An 18,444-nucleotide genomic window follows, 5' to 3' on the forward strand; every position below is an offset into this window, starting at 1 on the left:
AAACCAAAATCCCGGCGGAAACAAAGGGAAAAAACTCTGCGCGGGTGGCGGAATAGGTAGACGCGCTAGCTTGAGGTGCTAGTGCCCGATAGGGCGTGGGGGTTCAAGTCCCCCCTCGCGCACAGAGTGGAAATGGGTCCCGATAGGGGCCCATTTCTCGTTTCCGGGCTGATGCGGCCTCACCGGAACGGCACCCTCCTCTCCGAGGGGGAGAGGCGTCATCCGCGTGGGGGAGGCGTGAAGGAGCGTCCTCGCGTGGAATGAGGGCATGGACACCGAGCCCGCCCTGACGCCCACGACATCCGGTGGTGATGAACCCGTGTCGGTGGTGTCGGTGAGGCAGCTGGCGAAGCGGTACGGGCGGCGCGCCGCCCTCGACGACATCGATCTTGACATCGCGCGGGGAACGGTCCTGGGGATTCTCGGGCCCAACGGCGCCGGGAAGTCGACGCTCCTGGAGACCATTGCCGGGTTGCGGGCACCGACATCGGGCGTGGTGTCCGTCCTCGGCGTCGATCCCCGGCGCGAGCGACGTCAGACGACCCGGCGGGTGTCGGTACAACCGCAGTCCGCCAGCGTGTTCGGGTACCTGTCGGTCCGAGAGACCGTCAGGTTGTACGCCTCGTTTCATTCCGAATACCGCGACGTCGCCGAGGTGATCGTCGATGTGGGCCTGGCCGAGCAGTCCGAGGTGCGCGCACGCGACCTCTCCGGCGGTCAGCTGCGGCGCCTTCTCCTTGCGGTCGCCATCGTCGGCATGCCCGAGATCGTCATCCTCGATGAGCCGTCCGCCGGACTCGACCCTGAGGCGAAGAGGCACCTGCTCGATCTCATCCGATCACTCGCCCGAGATGGCACCACTGTCATCTTCTCGACGCACGACATGGCGGAGGCCGCCCAGATCTGCGATCGAGTCGTCATCGTCGTCGCCGGGAAGGTCCGCGCAGACGGGGCGCCCGCGGATCTCATCACGGGCGGGCGCTCAACCCTGACCTTCGACGTCGTGACCGAGGAAGCTCTGACTCGGGCGAGGTCAGTGCTCTCTGCCGACGCCGTGACGTGGTCGCAGGATGCCCGCGGAATCCACGTCAGCTACGCGACCGCCGACCCGGATGCAGCGCTGGAGGTCTTGACGCGGGACAGTCAGATTCGTGGCCGGTCTTATCGCGTCGTGAGTCCGACGCTGGAGGACCTCTACCTGTCGATCGTCCGCGGGGCGCGTGAAACCGACGGAAGACGCGACGCTGATGCCTGACACCCTCAGATACGGTCCACACTCTGCATTCGTGGAACTGGCGACGGCGAGCGCCAAGGACCTCTGCCGGGACCGGAGAGGCGCGTTCTCGATCCTGTTCACCTTCGTCTTCTTCTTCCTCTTGATCATCGGGTTGAACTTCGTGATCAACGTGGGCGGACGAGTAGCTCCGGTGGTCGTCATCGACAGCAGTGTTGCGCAGGGCGCCGAGATGGCCGACGAACTCGATTCTGCCGGCATCATCGTGGTGGAAGACGGGAAGGATGCCGCCGCAAACGTCGCGATCGCACCGGCGAAGGGCGGCGTCGCCATCCTCCTCGACGCCGACGCGAATCCGGAGTGGTTGGCGGTCGCGGCTGCCGTGGAGCGCACCGGAACCACTTACACCGTCACCGACACGGACGGTGAGGTGTGGATCGACTTGCTCCGGGCGAACCTTGCGGCGCTGTCGTGCATCGGACTGCTGGCCATCACCTTCATCGGCACGTCCGTTCCGCTTACACGGATGCGCGAGAATGGCACGCTCCGCCTGCTCGGGACCACACCCGCGAGCAAGTTCACCGTCATCGCCGCCCTCACCCCTTCACGTGTCGTCTTCGCGCTGTTCGTGATCGCGACCATCCACGCGACCTCGGTGATCCTCGGGTACTCCCAGTTCTGGCAGCTCCTCCGACTCCTGGTCACGATGTTCCTCGGCGTCGCGATGTTCTTCGCGCTCGCATATCTGCTCGCGTCACGGACGCGACGCGCGGAGACCGTGAACAACGTGGCCGCCGTGCTGCCGGTGATGGCGATCTTCGCCTCGGGCTCCGTCCTTCCTCCGCAGCTCATCCCAGAGCCGGTGGCATGGGTGCTCAACTGTCTGCCGACGACCTGGTACATGCGTGCGGCCGCCGCGGATCTCGCGGGAGACGCGGCGAGCGAGGGGCTGCTGTTCCTGTACTGGGGGCTCATGCTGGCGACGACGGTCCTCGCCGCCGTCCTCGCCGCCCGACTGTTCATCTGGGACGACCGAGAACGTTGAGTCGGAGAACGCCGGGCGTGACCGCGCGGGTAGCGTGGGCGCATGTCTGTTCACGACGATCTGCCCGAGGTCGCCCGCGTCGCCCGCGACCTGATTCGGTTCGACACGACCAACTACGGCGAAGGACGCGCGAACGGCGAGCGTGAGGCCGCCGAGTACGTCGGCGCCTATCTCGAATCGATCGGGCTCACCCCCGAGTACTACGAGCCCGTGCCGCGGCGCACCAACGTGATGGCGCGGGTCCCGGGTCGCGATCCCGACAAACCCGCGCTCATCCTTCACGGACACCTCGACGTCGTCCCCGCCGTGGCGGCGGACTGGAGCGTCGACCCCTTCGAAGGCGTCGTGCAGGACGGGATGCTGTGGGGTCGCGGCGCCGTCGACATGAAGGACATGAACGCCATGATCCTCACCTCGGTGGCCGAGCTCCTCCGGTCGGGGGAGCGACCCGAGCGGGATCTCATCCTCACGTTCTTCGCCGACGAGGAGAACGGTGGGGTCGAGGGCTCTCAGCTCGTCGTCCGTGACCGCGCTGACTGGTTCGCGGGTGCGACCGAGGCGATCAGCGAGGTCGGCGGCTACTCCATCGGCGTCGGCGATCAGCGCGCCTACCTGCTGCAGGTCGGCGAGAAGGCGCTCATCTGGATCCGTCTGCACGCCAATGGCCAAGCCGGCCATGGCAGCCGCCACCATCCCGACAACGCCGTCACGCGGCTCGCAGAGGCCGTCGCGGCTCTCGGGCGCGTGGGGTGGCCGATCGAACTCACGTCGACCACCCGGCAGCTCGTGGGATCGCTGGCAGAGCTCTCGGGGACGTTGGCGGATGACCCCGACGCGATCGCCGACACGGCGGGCGCGGCATCCGCGTTCCTGCGTTCCACGTTCCGCACCACGACCAACCCGACCGGGCTGACCGCCGGCTACAAACACAACGTGATCCCGGATGCCGCGACTGCCGCGATCGACATCCGCACCCTTCCGGGGCACGAGGACGAGGTGCTCGCGCAGGTGCAGCGGATCGTCGGCGACGACATCCGGATCGAGGTCGTCCACCGCGACATCGGACTCGAAGTGCCGTTCGCGGGTGACCTCGTCGACGCGATGGTCGGCGCGCTGGGGCGCCATGATCCCGGAATCCCGGTCATCCCGTACCTTATGGGGGGAGGGACCGACAACAAGGCCCTCGCCGAGCTCGGCATCGCCGGGTTCGGGTTCGCACCGCTGCGATTGCCCGCCGATCTCGACTTCACCGGGATGTTCCACGGTGTGGACGAGCGCGTCCCCATCGACGCCCTCGTCTTCGGGCAGCGTGTGCTCACCGATCTGATCCGCACGTACTGAAAGGCCCCCATGTCGATCTTCGACGCCATCATCCTGGGTATCGTCCAGGGCCTGACAGAGTTCCTCCCGATCTCCTCGAGCGCGCACCTGCGCATCGTGGGGGAGTTCCTGCCCAACGCGCAGGACCCGGGGGCGACGTTCACCGCGATCACGCAGATCGGTACGGAACTCGCCGTCCTCGTCTACTTCTGGCACCGGATCGTGAAGATCATCGCCGCGTGGGCGAAGTCGTTGACCGGTCGTGTGCCGCGGAACGACCCGGATGCGCGCATGGGATGGATCGTCATCATCGGTACGATCCCGATCGGCGTGCTCGGGTTCTTATTCCAGGACGTGATCCGCGACACCTTCCGGAATCTCTGGCTCGTCGCGATCGTGCTGATCATCTTCGGACTCATCCTCGGTGTCGCCGATGCGCTCGGAAAGCGCGTGCGCACCGAGAAGGACCTGACGATCGGCCACGGGCTCACCCTCGGGTTCGCGCAGTCCCTCGCCCTGATCCCCGGCGTCTCGCGGTCGGGTGCCACGACGACGGCTGCCCTCGCGATGGGGTACACCCGTCCCGCCGCCGCCGAGGTGGCGTTCCTCCTCGCCGTGCCGGCGGTCTTCGGCAGCGGACTGTACGAGTTGGTCCAGGCGATCCGCGAGCCCGGTCAGTCGCCCTTCACCCTCGGTGAGACGGCCATCGCCACGGTCGTGTCGTTCGGTGTGGGCCTCGTGGTGATCGCGTACCTGATGCGCTACCTGAAGCGGGGCAGCTTCCTGCCGTTCGTCCTCTACCGCCTGGTGCTCGGCATCGTGCTGCTCATCCTGCTGGCGTTCGGGGTGCTGCAGGCGTACTGAGTCCGGCCAGGCTCAGCGGCGCGGGTCGTCCTTCGAGCCGCGCGGGCCGTCGCCGCGGCGGCGGAGATAACGCTCGAACTCCTGCGCGATGGCGTCGCCCGATGCCTCGGGGGAGTCCCAGGCGTCGCGCGCGGTCTCGAGCTGATGGATGTACTCCGTCATCTCCTCGTCGTCCGCAGCTGCGGCATCCACGGATGCCTCCCAGGCCAGCGCCTCCGCCGGCAGCACGCCGCGGGGGATCGTGGCACCGGTGATCTCCCCGAGCTTGTCGAGAAGGGCCAGGGTCGCCTTGGGTGACGGCGTGTGACCGGCGACGTAGTGGGGGATGCTCGCCCACAGGCCTGCGGTCGGGATACCGGCCGCCTCCCCGGCCGCGGCGATCGTGGAGAGGATCCCGACGGGTCCCTCGTACGTCGATCTCTCGAGTCCGAGAGCGCCGCGGAGCTCCTCGTTCTCCGACCCGGCGAACACCGAGATCGGACGGGTGTGGGGAACGTCGCTCATCATCGACCCGAGCGCGACGATGCCGGTGATGTCCTCGCGGAGCGCGGCGTCGATGAACTCGGCCGAAAAGGCTTGCCACGCGCGCGCGGGCTCGGTGCCGGTGAGGAGCCAGAGGTCGGGACCGTCCTGGCGGGGAGCCGCCGGCCGCCACAGGGTCGCGTCCGGCCAGACGAGGCGACGGGAACCGTCGGCATCCATCTGCATCTGCGGCCGCGTGTACTGGTAGTCGAAATACAGCTCAGGATCGACCTCGAAAGCTTTCTCGAAGGTTCCTGCCGCGCGCAGCTGTGCGGCCGCAGCCGTCGCCGCCTCGCCGGCGTCGTTCCAGCCGTCGACGGCGATCACGAGCACCCGCTGTCCCAGTCCCTGCACGGAGGTCCTCTCTGTCGGTACCCCCACGATACGCCGCCGCCCCCGGGGCGGGCGGAAGCCCTCGCGTAGCATTGACCGGTGATCTCCCCTCTCCCCGCCGCAGTCCTCTGGGACATGGACGGCACCCTCGTCGACACCGAGCCCTACTGGATGGCAGCCGAGACCCCGCTGGTCGAGCGGTTCGGCGGTACCTGGACGCACGAGGACGGCCTCGGGATGGTGGGACTCGGACTCGAGGACGCTGCTCGCATCCTGCAGGGCGCGGGGGTCCGCATGGAGGTCGATGAGATCGTCGCCCACCTGACCGCCGAGGTCATGCGCCAGCTCCGGGAGGATGGTGTCCCGTTCCGCCCGGGTGCGCGCGAGATGCTCCGTGAGCTCCGGGATGCCGGGGTTCCGACAGCGCTCGTCACGATGTCCATGAGCCGCATGGCCAAGATCGTCACGGAGCTCATCGACTTCGACGCGTTCGACATCGTCATCGGCGGCGATGACGTCGCCCGGCCGAAGCCGCATCCGGACCCGTACCTCCAGGCGTGCGAGTCGCTCGGCGTGGATCCTGCCGACACCGTCGCGTTCGAGGACTCGATCACCGGCGCCCGCTCGGCGATCGCCGCGGGCACGGTGACCGTGGGAATCCCGAACATGGTCTCGCTCGACGAGGTCGGCGCCCACGTCCTGTGGCCGACTCTCGAGGGCCGGACCGTCGCCGATGTCGCGGACGTCCTCGCTCAGGCGCGCCAGGGGGTCCGCGCATGAGCGTCGACCTTCGCCCCAGTGGCCCGTTCCGCCTCGGCGATCGGGTTCAGCTCACCGGTCCGAAAGGCCGGTTGCACACTGTCACGCTCCGCGAGGGTGGTGAGCTTCACACGCACCACGGCGTCCTTCGCCATGAGTCGATCATCGGTCAGCCCGACGGCTCGGTCGTCGCCAACAGCGGCGGGCACGAGTACCTCGCGCTCCGCCCGCTGCTGCGCGACTTCGTGATGTCGATGCCCCGTGGCGCGGCGATCGTCTACCCGAAGGATGCCGCTCAGATCCTTGCCTCCGCGGACATCTTCCCCGGAGCCACCGTCGTCGAGGCCGGCGTCGGGTCCGGTGCGCTGTCGATGTGGCTGCTGCGCGCGATCGGGCCCGCGGGGCGCCTCGTGTCCTTCGAACGCCGCGAGGAGTTCTCCGAGGTCGCCGAGGCGAACGTCGAGACGTTCTTCGGGCACTATCCGAAGTCTTGGCAGGTCGTCGTGGGTGATCTCGTCGAGCAGCTTCCTCAGGTGACGCAGGCGGGCACGGTCGACCGCGTCGTCCTCGACATGCTCGCGCCGTGGGAGTGCATCGATGCCGTCGCGGAAGCCCTCACTCCGGGTGGTGTCGTGCTCTGCTACATCGCGACGGCGACCCAGCTCAGCCGCGTCGCCGAGTACATCCGGCATTCCGGGCTGTTCACCGAGCCGGAAGCGACCGAGACGATGATCCGCGGCTGGCACGTCGAAGGACTCGCCGTGCGCCCCGACCACCGCATGGTCGCCCACACCGGGTTCCTGCTCACCGCCCGTCGGCTCGCACCCGGTGCGATGCCGCCCGATGTCCGCAAGCGCGCCCTCAAGAAGCCCTCGTACGCAGACGCCGATGTCGAGACGTGGACCCCCGGTGCGGTCGGCGATCGTGAGATCACCGACAAGAACCTCCGCAAGCGGGTCCGTGATGCGCAGCGCGCCGCCGAGGGTGCGCGGCAGGCTGCCGGGGATCGCTCCGACGAGACCGTAGACTGAACCAATGCGCCAGATTCCCGCTGCCGTGGCCGTTCTCGGCCTGACCGCCCTGGCCCTCGTCGGGTGCGCCCCGACCGGACCGACCGTCAGCGGCTGTGAGCGTGTCACCGCCCACGCGTCTTCGCTCGACCTGGTCGACGTGACCGGTGCCGAGGGTTCCCCTACGGCGAAGACGAGCGACCCCGTCTACGTGTCGCGCACTTCGTACAAGGACCTCGCGAAGGGGGAGGGCACCCCGATCACGACGAGCAAGCAGGACGTGCAGTTGAGCATCACTCTTCTCAACGGCGCAACGGGGCAGACGATCCTGTCCGCGCCGACGCGGCTCATCCAGCTCAGCGTCCTCGAGCAGTCCTTCCCGACCATCGAGAAGGCCCTCGACTGCGCCCGGCCCGGCGCCCGCGTCGTCGCAGGCATCCCGGCGAAAGACCTCGAGCCGGCGCTGGTCGACCAGATCGGTCTGAAGAAGGACCAGTCCGCCGTCCTCGTGATGGACGTGAACACGGTCTTCCTGCCGGCGGCGAACGGCGTCCCGCAGTACGTAGACGGCAGCAACATCCCGACGGTCGTCCTCGCACCCGACGGTACCCCCGGCATCATCGTCCCCGACGCGGCACCGCCGAAGGATCTGGTCGTCAAGACGCTGAAGAAGGGCGACGGCGAGAAGATCACGGCGACCTCGACGCCCCGCCTCGCGTACACCGGCGTGCTCTGGAAGACCGGAGAGGTGTTCGATTCGACCTGGCAGAACGGCAGCCCCGTGACGCTCGCGATGGACAAGGTCGTGAAGGGTTTCTCGAAGGCGCTCGAGGGTCAGACCGTCGGTTCGCAGGTTCTCGTCGTCATTCCGCCGGACCTCGGATATGGCGACAAGCAGTCTGGGAGCATCCCTCCCAAGTCGACTCTCGTCTTCGTGATCGACGTCCTCGGCATCGACACCAGCGAAGACGCCGGCACCACGACACAGTGAGTCCCCGCGGGGCCGCGAGCCGGTCCCGCGCCTAGGATTGCGATGTGTCCAACGAACCGATCCGCAGCGCGCCCGAGGAACGGCTCGTCAACCTCGTGGTGGCCCTGCTGGCCACGGAGCAGGGGCTGACGAAGGACACGATCCTGTCGTCCGTGTCCGGCTATCGCGAGCAGGCCGCGGCCGGAGCGTCGAAGGACGCGCTCGAGAAGATGTTCGAACGCGACAAGGACAGCTTGCGATCGCTGGGCGTTCCCATCGAGACGATCGGCGACTACGCCGACCCAGACGATCTGCGGGAGGCCCGCTACCGGGTTCCCACCTCCGAGTACTCGCTTCCCGTCGACATCGACTTCACGCCGGCCGAGATCGCCGTCCTGAACCTGGCGAGCGGGGTGTGGGGCGAGAGCTCGATGTCGGCGTCGGCGCGCAGCGGGCTGCGCAAGATCAGCGCCCTCGGCATCGAAGTCGACGCCCCGATCATCGGCTACGCGCCGCGGATCAGCCTCCGTGAGACGTCGTTCGCCCCGCTGCAGCGTGCGATCGAGCAGGGCCGGGTGGTCGAGTTCGACTACATCAAGGGCGGGTCGGATGCCGCGCACCGCCGCCGCGTGCAGCCGTGGGCGCTCGTGGAGTACGAGGGGCGCTGGCACGTCTACGGTTTCGATCTGCTGCAGGACGCCGAGCGCACCTTCTTGCTCTCACGCATCTCGTCCGACGTGGTTGTCACCCGCATCTCCTTCGATCTGGCGCTTCGTGACGGCGCGGGGGAGAAGGTCATCACCGGGTTGAACGCCCTCGCTGAACGCCAGCGGGCTCGGCTGCAGGTCGAACCCGGCACCGAGGCGGCACTCCGGCTGTCGCGCCGCGCGATCACCGCCGACGACGCGGGATGCCTCGTCCCCTACGTCGACGCGCAGATTTTCGCGGATGAACTGGCCTCTTACGGCCCTGAGGTGCGTGTGATCGATCCTCCGCTCCTGGTCGACCTCGTCGTGGCGCGTCTTCGCAGAGCACGCGACCTCCATGGGGTGGTGGCGTGATGAGCGCGCAGCCGCTGGTCGCGACCGACCGAGCATCCCTTATCCTCCAGCTCGTTCCCTATCTGATCTCGAAGGGTGAAGTCACCGTGGCCGACGCTGCGCGCGACTTCGACGTCGAGCCCGACGAGATGCGTGCCATGGTCGAGAAGCTGACCGTCATCGGTCTGCCGGGCGACGGGGGCTTCTGGCAGATGGCGAACGACCTCTTCGACATCGACTGGGACCTGCTCGACGAGCAGGACACGATCTCGATCACCAATGCCGTCGCGCTCGAGCGCACCCCTCGGCTGACCGCCCGGGAGGCCGCCGCCCTGCTGGCGGGACTGCAGCTCGCGGCGAGCCTGCCGGGTGTCGGCGACAGCGGTGTGGTCCAGAAGCTGCTCGCAAAGCTCGCCTCCGGGGCCTCCAGCGCCCCTGCCGAAGTGATCGTCGCGACCTCCGGTGTCGATGATGTGCGGACGACGGTCGCGGAGGCTGTACAGCGGGGGGTCGCGGTGTCGTTCGAGTATCGGGCTCCCGATGCGCCGGTGACGACGCGCACCGTGGACCCGGTCAAGGTCCACATCGCCGACGGCCAGTGGTACCTCCAGGGGTGGTGTCACCTCCGTCAGGCCGTCAGGACGTTCCATCTCGACCGGGTGTCGCACGTCGTCCTCAGCGACATCGCCAGCACCCACGGAGCCGACGCGCTGCCGGGCCTGTTCGAGCCGACCGAGACGGACGTCGTCGTCGAGCTCCGCTGCCGCAAGGACGTGGTTCCGCTGCTCGGAGAATTCGCCGCGCGTGCGGTCGTCCACGGCAAGGGGGAGTACCGCACGGTGAAACTCCGCGTCGGCGACGAGCGCAGTCTCAAACGACTTGCCGCGCGTCTCGGCGGAGACGTCGAGATCGTCACACCGCAGCCCGCTCGCGAGGCGGCGCGCGCGTGGGCCGAGGCGGGGCTCGCCCTGTACAGCTGAGGGTCCCCGTTCACCTGAGGCGGTTAGACTGACGTGAAACCCCGACCCAAGGAGCTTTTCATGGGCTTGCAAGGATGGCACCTTCTCATCGTTCTGGCGGTGATCCTGCTTCTGTTCGGTGCAGCGAAGTTGCCCGCACTGGCGAAGAGCGTCGGTCAGTCCGCCCGCGTCTTCAAGGGTGAGATGAAAGCGATGAAGGAAGAGGACGGACCGGCCGAGACGCCGGCCCATCAGCAGCCGCAGGCTCCCACTTCCGTCACCGGTCTGACGCCCCCGCCGGCGCAGGGCTCATCGCAGGGCCCCACCAGCTCCAGCTGAGTCGGTGACCACCACCGATCGGGACGCCGCGACAGGCGACGCCCCTCTCCGGGACAAGCGGATGTCGCTCGGTGACCATCTCCGTGAGTTCCGCAAGCGGCTCATCATCGCCGCGATCGCTCTGGTCGTGGGGATGGTCGTCTCCTTTGCGCTGGGAGATGCGATCATCTGGGCGATCACGGAGCCCATCCGTATCGTGGCCGAACGTCGAGGCGACGAGAACGCCGTCACCCTCATGTTCGCGACGGTCACGTCCGCCTTCGACCTGCGTGTGCGCATCGCCTTCGCGGTCGGCGTGCTGATCTCCGCCCCCGTGTGGCTCTGGCAGATCTGGGCGTTCCTCATGCCGGGGCTCACTCGCAAGGAGGTCCGTTACACGATCGGATTCGTCGCCGCAGCCGTCCCGTTGTTCTTCGCCGGGGCGTTCACCGGATGGCTCATCCTGCCGCACCTGGTCGAGCTGATGGCCGGCTTCACGCCCAACGGTGCGTCGAACTTCTACGACGCGAAGTACTACTACGACTTCGTGTTCAAGCTCCTGATCGTCGTCGGCGTCTCCTACGTCACTCCCGTCTTCCTCGTGGCGTTGAACCTCGCGGGCGTCATGACCGGCCGGGAGATCATGAAGGGGTGGCGCGTGGCGATCGTGATCGCGACCGTGTTCGCGGGGGCCGCCACGCCGTCCGCGGACGTCGTCAGCATGCTCATCCTCGCCGGCATCCTCACCGTCCTCTTCTTCGCCGCGGCGGGCCTGTCGATGCTCTTCGACCGCCGCAAGAGCAAGCGCGAAGCCGCGCTTCTCGGCCCGATCGCATGACGGACTTCGCCGCCCGTTACGCACGCGCACAGTCCGACCGCCGGCATCCGATCTCCGCATCTTTCGCCGACCTGCAGCGGTTCGATCTCGATCCGTTCCAGGTCGAGGGGTGCAACGCCCTCGAGGACGGTCGGAGCGTTCTCGTCGCGGCGCCCACCGGCGCGGGCAAGACGATCGTCGGCGAGTTCGCGATCCACCTCGCGATGCGTGAGCCGGGTGACAAGGCGTTCTATACGACCCCCATGAAGGCCCTGTCGAACCAGAAGTTCCGGGAGCTCCAGGAGGTCTACGGCGAGGACGAGGTCGGACTCCTCACCGGTGACACGAACATCAATGGCAACGCTCGCGTCGTGGTCATGACGACCGAGGTGCTCCGCAACATGCTCTACGCGGATTCGCCGGCCCTCCGCGGGCTGCGATACGTCGTGATGGACGAGGTGCACTACCTCGCCGACCGGTTCCGCGGGCCCGTGTGGGAAGAGGTCATCCTTCACCTCCCGCCCGCCGTGCGGCTCGTGTCGCTGTCGGCGACGGTGTCGAACGCGGAGGAGTTCGGCGACTGGCTCGACACCGTCCGCGGCGACACCGCCGTCATCGTCTCCGAGACGCGACCCGTTCCGCTGGAACAGCACGTGCTCGTCCGGGGCGACCTGTTGCCCCTCTTCGATGATCGCGCCGGCGTCGCGACCGCGCAGGTGAATCAGGAACTGACCCGCATCCGCTCACCGAAGGGTGCGACGTACGAGAACAACCGGCGCGCGTCCGAGTATCGGTCCCGCAGCGACCGCGAAGGGCGCCGACCGCACCGCGGCGGCTCCCGTCCTGTGCGTCCGTCTACGGCGGCGCGCATCGAGCGCATGGACCGTCCCCAGGTCGTCGAACTCCTGGGCCGCTCCAACCTGCTGCCGGCGATCTTCTTCATCTTCAGCCGCGTGGGCTGCGAGGCCGCCGTCCAGCAGGTGCGCCGTTCGGGAGTGCGGCTGACCGACACCGCCGAGCGCGACGAGATCCGCGCGATCATCGACGAGCGGCTGCGTCCCCTTCAGGATGAGGACCTCAGCGTCCTCGGCTACTGGGAGTGGCGCGAGAACCTCGAGCGGGGAGTCGCCTCACACCACGCCGGAATGCTGCCGGCCTTCAAGGAGGTCGTCGAGGAGCTCTTCCGTCGCAAGCTCGTCAAGGTGGTCTTCGCCACCGAGACGCTCGCGCTCGGCATCAACATGCCCGCGCGAACGGTCGTCCTCGAGAAGCTCGAGAAGTTCAACGGCGAGGCACGCGTCGCGATCACGTCGGGGGAGTACACGCAGCTCACCGGTCGCGCCGGACGCCGTGGCATCGACGTCGAAGGGCACGCCGTGGTCCAGTGGACCGAGGCGCTCGACCCGCAGGCGGTCGCCGCGCTCGCCTCGCGCCGCACCTATCCGCTCAACTCCAGCTTCCGGCCGACGTACAACATGGCGGTCAACCTGATCGACCAGTTCGGTCGCGAGCGGGCCCGCGAGATCCTCGAGTCCTCGTTCGCCCAGTTCCAGGCGGACCGCGCCGTCGTGGGCCTCGCCCGTCAGGTGAAGGATGCCGAGGCATCCCTCGCGGGCTACGAGAAGTCGATGACGTGCGACCGGGGAGACTTCGCCGAGTACTCCGGGATCCGTCGTGAACTCAGCGATGCCGAGAAGCTGAACCGTGCCGACCGAACGGCACCGGCGCGCATCCGGCAGCAGCGGCAGAACGAGATCCAGTCGCTGCGGCGGCGGATGCAGCGGCATCCCTGTCACAGCTGTCCGGACCGCGAGAACCACGCCCGGTGGGCGGAGCGGTACTGGAAGCTGCGGCGCCGTACCGATCGCACCCGCCGTGACATCGAGACCCGCACCGGTACCGTGGCGCGGATCTTCGACCGGATCATCGATGTTCTCGCCGAACTGAACTACGTCTCCTTCGACGATGGCGCCGCTTCCCTGACGGCGGCCGGGCGGACGATGCGTCGCATCTACGGCGAGCGGGACCTCCTCGTCGCGGAGTCGCTGCGCCGCGGGCTGTGGGCGAACCTCGACCCCGCCGGCCTCGCCGCCCTCGCGTGCTGCCTCGTGTACGAACCGCGCCGCGATGAGGCGGGGGAGTACCGCTTGCCCCGCGGCCCGTTCCGCGACGCCCTGACGAAGACGCAGGAGCTCTGGAGCCGTCTCGACGACCTCGAGCAGGAGCACCACCTGCCCGGTACGGAACCGCTCGCGACGGGACTCGCCCAAGCGATGAACTCCTGGGCCCGAGGCGCGTCCCTCGACGTCGTGCTGTCGGAGGCCGACCTCGCCGCCGGCGATTTCGTGCGCTGGACGAAGCAGACGATCGACCTGCTCGATCAGCTCTCGATCGTCGCCGATGCGGACGTCGCGGTGACGGCGCGGAAGGCTCTGGATGCCGTCAGGCGCGGGATCGTCGCCTACAGCTCGGTGTGAGCGGCGACGCGGTATGTGGAGGGGATGACGGGAATCGAACCCGCGTAATCAGTTTGGAAGACTGAGGCTCTACCATTGAGCTACATCCCCGACGACGCTGTAATCAGCGCCTCGACGAGTGTACCGGACATGGTCGGCTAGACTTACCAACGGCCGTTTTTCGGCGCCCGCCAGCGTGCGCGCCCGGGGCGTAGCTCAGCTTGGTAGAGCGCCCGCTTTGGGAGCGGGAGGTCGCAGGTTCAAATCCTGTCGCCCCGACCAACGGCCCCACGAACCCAGATCACCGAACGGACGCGCACGTGCGCGGCCGGACAAGGAGAACGACAGGCATGGTCACCAGCACCGTCGAGCAGCTCACCCCGACGCGGGTAAAGCTCCACATCACGGTCACCCCGGACGAGCTCAAGCCGAGCATCGCCCACGCGTACGAGCACATCGCGCAGGACGTCCAGATCCCAGGCTTCCGCAAGGGCAAGGTCCCGGCGCCGATCATCGATCAGCGCATCGGTCGCGAAGCCGTCCTCGAGCACGCCGTGAGCGAGGGCCTCGACGTGTTCTACCGCGAGGCAGTGACAGCGAACGAGGTGCGCATCGTCGGGCGTCCCGCCGCCGAGATTGTCGAGTGGCCGAGCACGAAGGACTTCTCCGGCGACCTCAAGGTCGAGGTCGAGGTGGACGTCCGCCCCGAGTTCGAGCTTCCCTCCTACGACGACATCACCATCGAGGTCGACGCTGTCGAGACCGATGAGGCCGCCGTCGACGCTGAGCTCGACAAGCTCCGCAGCCGCTTCGGCACGCTTGTGACGGTCGATCGTCCCGCCAAGGCCGGCGATTTCGTCGAGCTCGACCTCGTCGCCACGATCGACGCCGCCGAGATCGACCGCGCCGAAGGCGTGTCCTACGAGGTCGGCTCCGGCGAGCTCCTCGAGGGCATCGATGAGGCCGTCGAGTCGCTCACCGCGGGTGAGGACACCACGTTCCGTTCGAAGCTCGTCGGCGGCGACCACGCCGGTGAAGAGGCCGAGGTGGCCGTGACCGTCAAGGCCGTCAAGGAGCGCGAGCTTCCCGAGGCCGACGATGACTTCGCTCAGGTCGCGTCGGAGTTCGACACCATCGCCGAACTCCGCGAGAGCCTCGTCGAGCGCGTCTCCGAGCAGGCTGTGTTCACGCAGGGGTCCGCGGCCCGCGACAAGCTGGTCGACGCCCTCATCGAGAAGGCTGACATCCCCGTTCCCGCCAAGCTCGTCGAGGACGAGGTGCACACGCACCTCGAGGGTGAAGGACGTCTCGAGGACGACGTGCACCGCGCCGAGGTGACCGAAGCGAGCGAGAAGCAGTTCCGCACGCAGATGATCCTCGACAAGATCGCGGAGAAGCACGAGGTCCAGGTCTCTCAGGAAGAGCTGACCCAGTACCTCATCCAGTCGTCGGCGCAGTACGGCATGTCCCCGCAGGACTTCGTCAACGCGCTCCAGGAGGGCAACCAGATCCCGATGATGGTCGGTGAGGTCGCCCGCAACAAGGCTCTCGCCGTCGCTCTCGGCAAGGTGAACGTCGTCGACACCAACGGCAAGAAGGTCGACCTGGCCGGTTTCGCCGCCGAGGACGACGAGGCTGGCGACGAGTCCGCCGAGACCGCGGACGAGAAGCCCACCGCCACGAAGGCCCCGGCCAAGAAGGCTCCGGCCAAGAAGCCCGCCGCGAAGAAGGCGGATGCCGCCGACGACGCCGAGGCTTCGGACGAGAAGCCGGCCGCCAAGAAGGCTCCGGCGCGCAAGCCCGCGGCCAAGAAGGCTGACGCGGACGCCGCTGAGGAGCCCGTGAAGAAGGCTCCCGCCAAGCGCGCCCCCAAGAAGGCCGCCGACAGCGAGTGACCTCGGTGGAGGGCGGCGGGTGCCTTCGGGCCCCGCCGCCCTTCGTCGTTTCCCGACGTTTTCCGAGGGCCCGCGGGCGTTGATGCCGCCGCTGGTATGCCCACGGCGAACACGGGCGAGACGCTTCGAACGCGCCACTAGATTCGAAGCACGAACACGAATCCAGGAGAGCATCCATGGCTGAACCCCTTATGGCGACCAGTGTCTTCGACCGGCTGCTGAAGGACCGAATCATCTGGCTCGGTTCCGAGGTGCGCGACGAGAACGCGAACGAGATCTGCGCCAAGATCCTGCTGCTCGCGGCCGAGGATTCCGAGAAAGACATCTACCTCTACATCAACTCGCCCGGTGGCTCGATCACCGCGGGCATGGCGATCTACGACACGATGCAGTTCGTGCCGAACGACATCGTCACCGTCGGTATCGGCATGGCCGCGTCGATGGGACAGCTGTTGCTGACCAGTGGCACGAAGGGCAAGCGCTACATCACGCCCAATGCCCGCGTCCTGCTGCACCAGCCCCACGGTGGCTTCGGGGGCACCTCGAGCGACATCCAGACCCAGGCGCAGCTCATTGTCTCGATGAAGAACCGTCTCGCCGAGATCACCTCCGCGCAGACCGGCAAGACGGTCGATCAGATCAACGCCGACGGTGACCGCGACCGCTGGTTCACCGCTGAAGAGGCCCTCGAGTACGGCTTCGTCGACCACATCCGCGAACACGCTGCTGACGTCACCGGCGGCGGCGGGACCGAGAACTGAGCGTCGGAGGACAGACGACATGAACATTCCCACCTTCGGTCGCCCCCAGGGCGACATGATGCCCTCGAGCCGGTACATCCTGCCGCAGTTCGAGGAGCGCACCGCCTACGGCTACAAGCGTCAGGACCCGTACAACAAGCTGTTCGAAGACCGCGTGATCTTCCTCGGCGTCCAGGTCGACGATGCCTCCGCCGATGACGTCATGGCGCAGTTGCTCGTCCTCGAATCGATGGACCCGGACCGCGACATCATCATGTACATCAACTCGCCCGGCGGCTCGTTCACGGCCATGACGGCGATCTACGACACGATGCAGTACATCTCGCCCCAGGTCTCGACCGTCGTGCTCGGTCAGGCGGCTTCGGCGGCATCCGTCCTGCTCGCCGCCGGCGCACCCGGCAAGCGTCTCGCCCTGCCCAACGCCCGCATCCTGATGCACCAGCCCGCCGTCGGCGAGTCGGGCCACGGTCAGGCGTCCGACATCGAGATCCAGGCCGCGGAGATCCTCCGGATGCGCACCTGGCTCGAGGAGACCATGGCTCGCCACTCGAACCGTTCCGTCGAGCAGGTGAACAAGGACATCGACCGCGACAAGATCCTCTCCGCCCATGAGGCGCTGGAGTACGGTCTCGTCGACCAGGTCCTGACGTCGCGCAAGCGCACTCCGGCCGCCATCACGGCCTGATGACCGCACACGATGCCCCGCCGATTCGTCGGCGGGGCATCGTCGTCCACACTCGCGTCGCAATCCACCCCGTGTCGGGATCTGCGATTAGGCTCGACTCCACCGGCACGAATCCTGAGGGGGAACACCATGGCACGCATCGGTGAGAGCGCCGACCTGTTCAAGTGTTCCTTCTGCGGCAAGAGCCAAAAGCAGGTCCAGCAGCTGATCGCCGGCCCCGGCGTCTACATCTGCGACGAGTGCGTCGAACTCTGCAACGAGATCATCGAAGAGCGGATGGCGGAGTCGGGTGACGGCGAGGTCAAGGACTTCGATCTTCCGAAGCCGCGCGAGATCTTCAGTTTCCTCGAGGAGTACGTCGTCGGCCAGGACCCCGCCAAGCGGGCCCTCGCAGTCGCGGTGTACAACCACTACAAGCGTGTCCGCGCCCGCAGCACGATCCAGTCCGCAGAGCAGCGGGCTGATGAGATCGAGATCGCGAAGAGCAACATCCTGCTCCTCGGGCCGACCGGTTGCGGCAAGACCTACCTCGCGCAGACCCTCGCCAAGCGTTTGAACGTCCCGTTCGCGGTGGCGGATGCGACGGCGTTGACGGAGGCCGGCTACGTCGGTGAGGACGTCGAGAACATCCTCCTGAAGCTCCTTCAGGCCGCGGACTTCGACGTCAAGCGCGCGGAGACCGGCATCATCTACATCGACGAGGTCGACAAGATCGCCCGCAAGGCCGAGAACCCCTCGATCACCCGCGACGTCTCGGGTGAGGGCGTGCAGCAGGCGCTCCTGAAGATCCTCGAGGGCACCGTTGCTTCCGTGCCGCCCCAGGGCGGGCGCAAGCACCCGCACCAGGAGTTCATCCAGATCGACACGACGAACGTCCTCTTCATCGTGGCGGGTGCGTTCGCGGGCCTCGAGGACATCATCTCGTCCCGCGTCGGCAAGCACGGCGTCGGCTTCGGCGCCCCGCTGCAGGACAAAGAGCAAGAACTCGACGTCTTCCGCGACGTTCTCCCGGAAGACCTCCACAAGTTCGGCCTGATCCCCGAGTTCATCGGCCGGCTGCCCGTCGTGACGACCGTGTCACCGCTCGACCAGACCGCGCTCATCGAGATCCTCACGGGTCCGAAGAACGCCTTCGTGAAGCAGTACCAGCGCATGTTCGAGCTGGACGGCGTCGAACTCGAGTTCGAGGAAGACGCACTTCGCTCGATCGCCGACCTCGCTGTTGCGCGCAAGACGGGCGCGCGTGGTCTCCGAGCGATCCTCGAGGACGTCCTCGGCCCGATCATGTTCGAGATCCCGTCGGCGGAGGACGTCGACAAGGTCATCGTGACGCGTGCTGCCGTCGACGAGGGTGCACCCCCGACGCTGGTTCTGCGGCAGAAGCGCAAGAGCGCCTGACGCCCATTCACGCAACGAAGGGCGCCGCCTCCGGAGGGAGACGGCGCCCTTCGTTTCT

At 67.5% G+C, this 18,444-nt stretch carries 16 protein-coding genes, 3 tRNA genes and 1 pseudogene; 18 read left to right on the forward strand and 2 right to left on the reverse strand.

The features are described 5' to 3' along the window. The first annotated feature begins 38 nt into the window (after positions 1 to 38). The 5 genes from MO1_RS13170 (at position 39) to MO1_RS13190 (ending at position 4,463) form a co-directional block, all read left to right on the forward strand. Positions 39 to 122, forward strand: a tRNA-Leu gene (locus tag MO1_RS13170). A gap of 146 nt (positions 123 to 268) precedes the next feature. Then, on the forward strand, positions 269 to 1,255 hold the full coding sequence (locus MO1_RS13175) for an ABC transporter ATP-binding protein (RefSeq protein WP_060916268.1): 987 nt from the start codon (positions 269 to 271) through the stop codon (positions 1,253 to 1,255). A gap of 31 nt (positions 1,256 to 1,286) precedes the next feature. Next, on the forward strand, positions 1,287 to 2,279 hold the full coding sequence (locus tag MO1_RS13180; RefSeq protein ID WP_255209276.1) for an ABC transporter permease: 993 nt from the start codon (positions 1,287 to 1,289) through the stop codon (positions 2,277 to 2,279). A gap of 42 nt (positions 2,280 to 2,321) precedes the next feature. Then, entirely contained in the window at positions 2,322 to 3,620 is a 1,299-nt protein-coding gene (locus MO1_RS13185; RefSeq protein WP_060916270.1) for a M20/M25/M40 family metallo-hydrolase, read from the forward strand. A 9-nt stretch (positions 3,621 to 3,629) separates the two neighbouring features. Then, positions 3,630 to 4,463: an undecaprenyl-diphosphate phosphatase gene (locus MO1_RS13190; protein WP_036308666.1), complete on the forward strand. Its 834-nt coding sequence runs from the start codon at positions 3,630 to 3,632 to the stop codon at positions 4,461 to 4,463. Between the two features lie 12 nt (positions 4,464 to 4,475). Here the strand turns inward: MO1_RS13190 and MO1_RS13195 are convergent, their stop codons facing one another. Beyond that, positions 4,476 to 5,339: a PAC2 family protein gene (locus tag MO1_RS13195; RefSeq protein WP_036308668.1), complete on the reverse strand. Its 864-nt coding sequence runs from the start codon at positions 5,337 to 5,339 to the stop codon at positions 4,476 to 4,478. Between the two features lie 78 nt (positions 5,340 to 5,417). Between MO1_RS13195 and MO1_RS13200 the strand changes: the two genes are divergently transcribed. The 8 genes from MO1_RS13200 to MO1_RS13235 all read left to right on the forward strand — a co-directional run bounded on the left by MO1_RS13200 (position 5,418) and on the right by MO1_RS13235 (position 13,668). Further along, positions 5,418 to 6,098, forward strand: coding sequence for an HAD family hydrolase (locus tag MO1_RS13200; protein ID WP_036308671.1), 681 nt, complete (start codon positions 5,418 to 5,420; stop codon positions 6,096 to 6,098). After that, on the forward strand, positions 6,095 to 7,108 hold the full coding sequence (locus MO1_RS13205; RefSeq protein WP_036308674.1) for a tRNA (adenine-N1)-methyltransferase: 1,014 nt from the start codon (positions 6,095 to 6,097) through the stop codon (positions 7,106 to 7,108). Before MO1_RS13200 ends, MO1_RS13205 begins: the two co-directional genes overlap by 4 nt. Before the next feature lie 4 nt (positions 7,109 to 7,112). Next, positions 7,113 to 8,078 (forward strand): FKBP-type peptidyl-prolyl cis-trans isomerase, encoded by a 966-nt coding sequence (locus MO1_RS13210; protein WP_036308676.1) that lies wholly within the window; start codon positions 7,113 to 7,115, stop codon positions 8,076 to 8,078. A 44-nt stretch (positions 8,079 to 8,122) separates the two neighbouring features. Continuing rightward, positions 8,123 to 9,118, forward strand: coding sequence for a helix-turn-helix transcriptional regulator (locus tag MO1_RS13215; protein ID WP_036308678.1), 996 nt, complete (start codon positions 8,123 to 8,125; stop codon positions 9,116 to 9,118). Then, positions 9,118 to 10,077, forward strand: a complete 960-nt coding sequence (locus MO1_RS13220; protein WP_060916271.1) for a helix-turn-helix transcriptional regulator — start codon at positions 9,118 to 9,120, stop codon at positions 10,075 to 10,077. Before MO1_RS13215 ends, MO1_RS13220 begins: the two co-directional genes overlap by 1 nt. Positions 10,078 to 10,137: 60 nt before the next feature. Then, positions 10,138 to 10,395: a Sec-independent protein translocase subunit TatA gene (gene tatA, locus MO1_RS13225; protein WP_060916272.1), complete on the forward strand. Its 258-nt coding sequence runs from the start codon at positions 10,138 to 10,140 to the stop codon at positions 10,393 to 10,395. A gap of 61 nt (positions 10,396 to 10,456) precedes the next feature. Then, complete coding sequence (gene tatC, locus MO1_RS13230; RefSeq protein WP_036308685.1) at positions 10,457 to 11,212, forward strand: twin-arginine translocase subunit TatC; 756 nt, start codon at positions 10,457 to 10,459, stop codon at positions 11,210 to 11,212. Further along, a complete protein-coding gene (locus MO1_RS13235) occupies positions 11,209 to 13,668 on the forward strand; it encodes a DEAD/DEAH box helicase (RefSeq protein ID WP_060916274.1) in 2,460 nt (819 codons plus the stop codon). Before tatC ends, MO1_RS13235 begins: the two co-directional genes overlap by 4 nt. Positions 13,669 to 13,684: 16 nt before the next feature. On the opposite strand, the gene MO1_RS13240 is transcribed toward MO1_RS13235, so the two are convergent. After that, positions 13,685 to 13,758: transfer RNA gene (locus MO1_RS13240), tRNA-Gly, on the reverse strand. A gap of 94 nt (positions 13,759 to 13,852) precedes the next feature. Between MO1_RS13240 and MO1_RS13245 the strand changes: the two genes are divergently transcribed. The 5 genes and pseudogenes from MO1_RS13245 (at position 13,853) to clpX (ending at position 18,386) form a co-directional block, all read left to right on the forward strand. Further along, positions 13,853 to 13,929 (forward strand) — tRNA-Pro (locus MO1_RS13245). A 68-nt stretch (positions 13,930 to 13,997) separates the two neighbouring features. Next, positions 13,998 to 15,542 (forward strand): trigger factor, encoded by a 1,545-nt coding sequence (gene tig, locus MO1_RS13250; RefSeq protein WP_036308688.1) that lies wholly within the window; start codon positions 13,998 to 14,000, stop codon positions 15,540 to 15,542. 149 nt (positions 15,543 to 15,691) lie between these two features. After that, positions 15,692 to 16,303: pseudogene (locus MO1_RS13255) on the forward strand (ATP-dependent Clp protease proteolytic subunit); the annotation flags it as partial. A gap of 19 nt (positions 16,304 to 16,322) precedes the next feature. After that, complete coding sequence (locus tag MO1_RS13260; RefSeq protein WP_060916275.1) at positions 16,323 to 16,988, forward strand: ATP-dependent Clp protease proteolytic subunit; 666 nt, start codon at positions 16,323 to 16,325, stop codon at positions 16,986 to 16,988. 129 nt (positions 16,989 to 17,117) lie between these two features. Continuing rightward, positions 17,118 to 18,386: an ATP-dependent Clp protease ATP-binding subunit ClpX gene (gene clpX / locus MO1_RS13265; protein WP_036308694.1), complete on the forward strand. Its 1,269-nt coding sequence runs from the start codon at positions 17,118 to 17,120 to the stop codon at positions 18,384 to 18,386. Positions 18,387 to 18,444: the final 58 nt, after the last annotated feature.

Source organism: Microbacterium oleivorans NBRC 103075 (assembly GCF_001552475.1).
In the GTDB taxonomy this organism is placed as follows: domain Bacteria; phylum Actinomycetota; class Actinomycetes; order Actinomycetales; family Microbacteriaceae; genus Microbacterium; species Microbacterium oleivorans.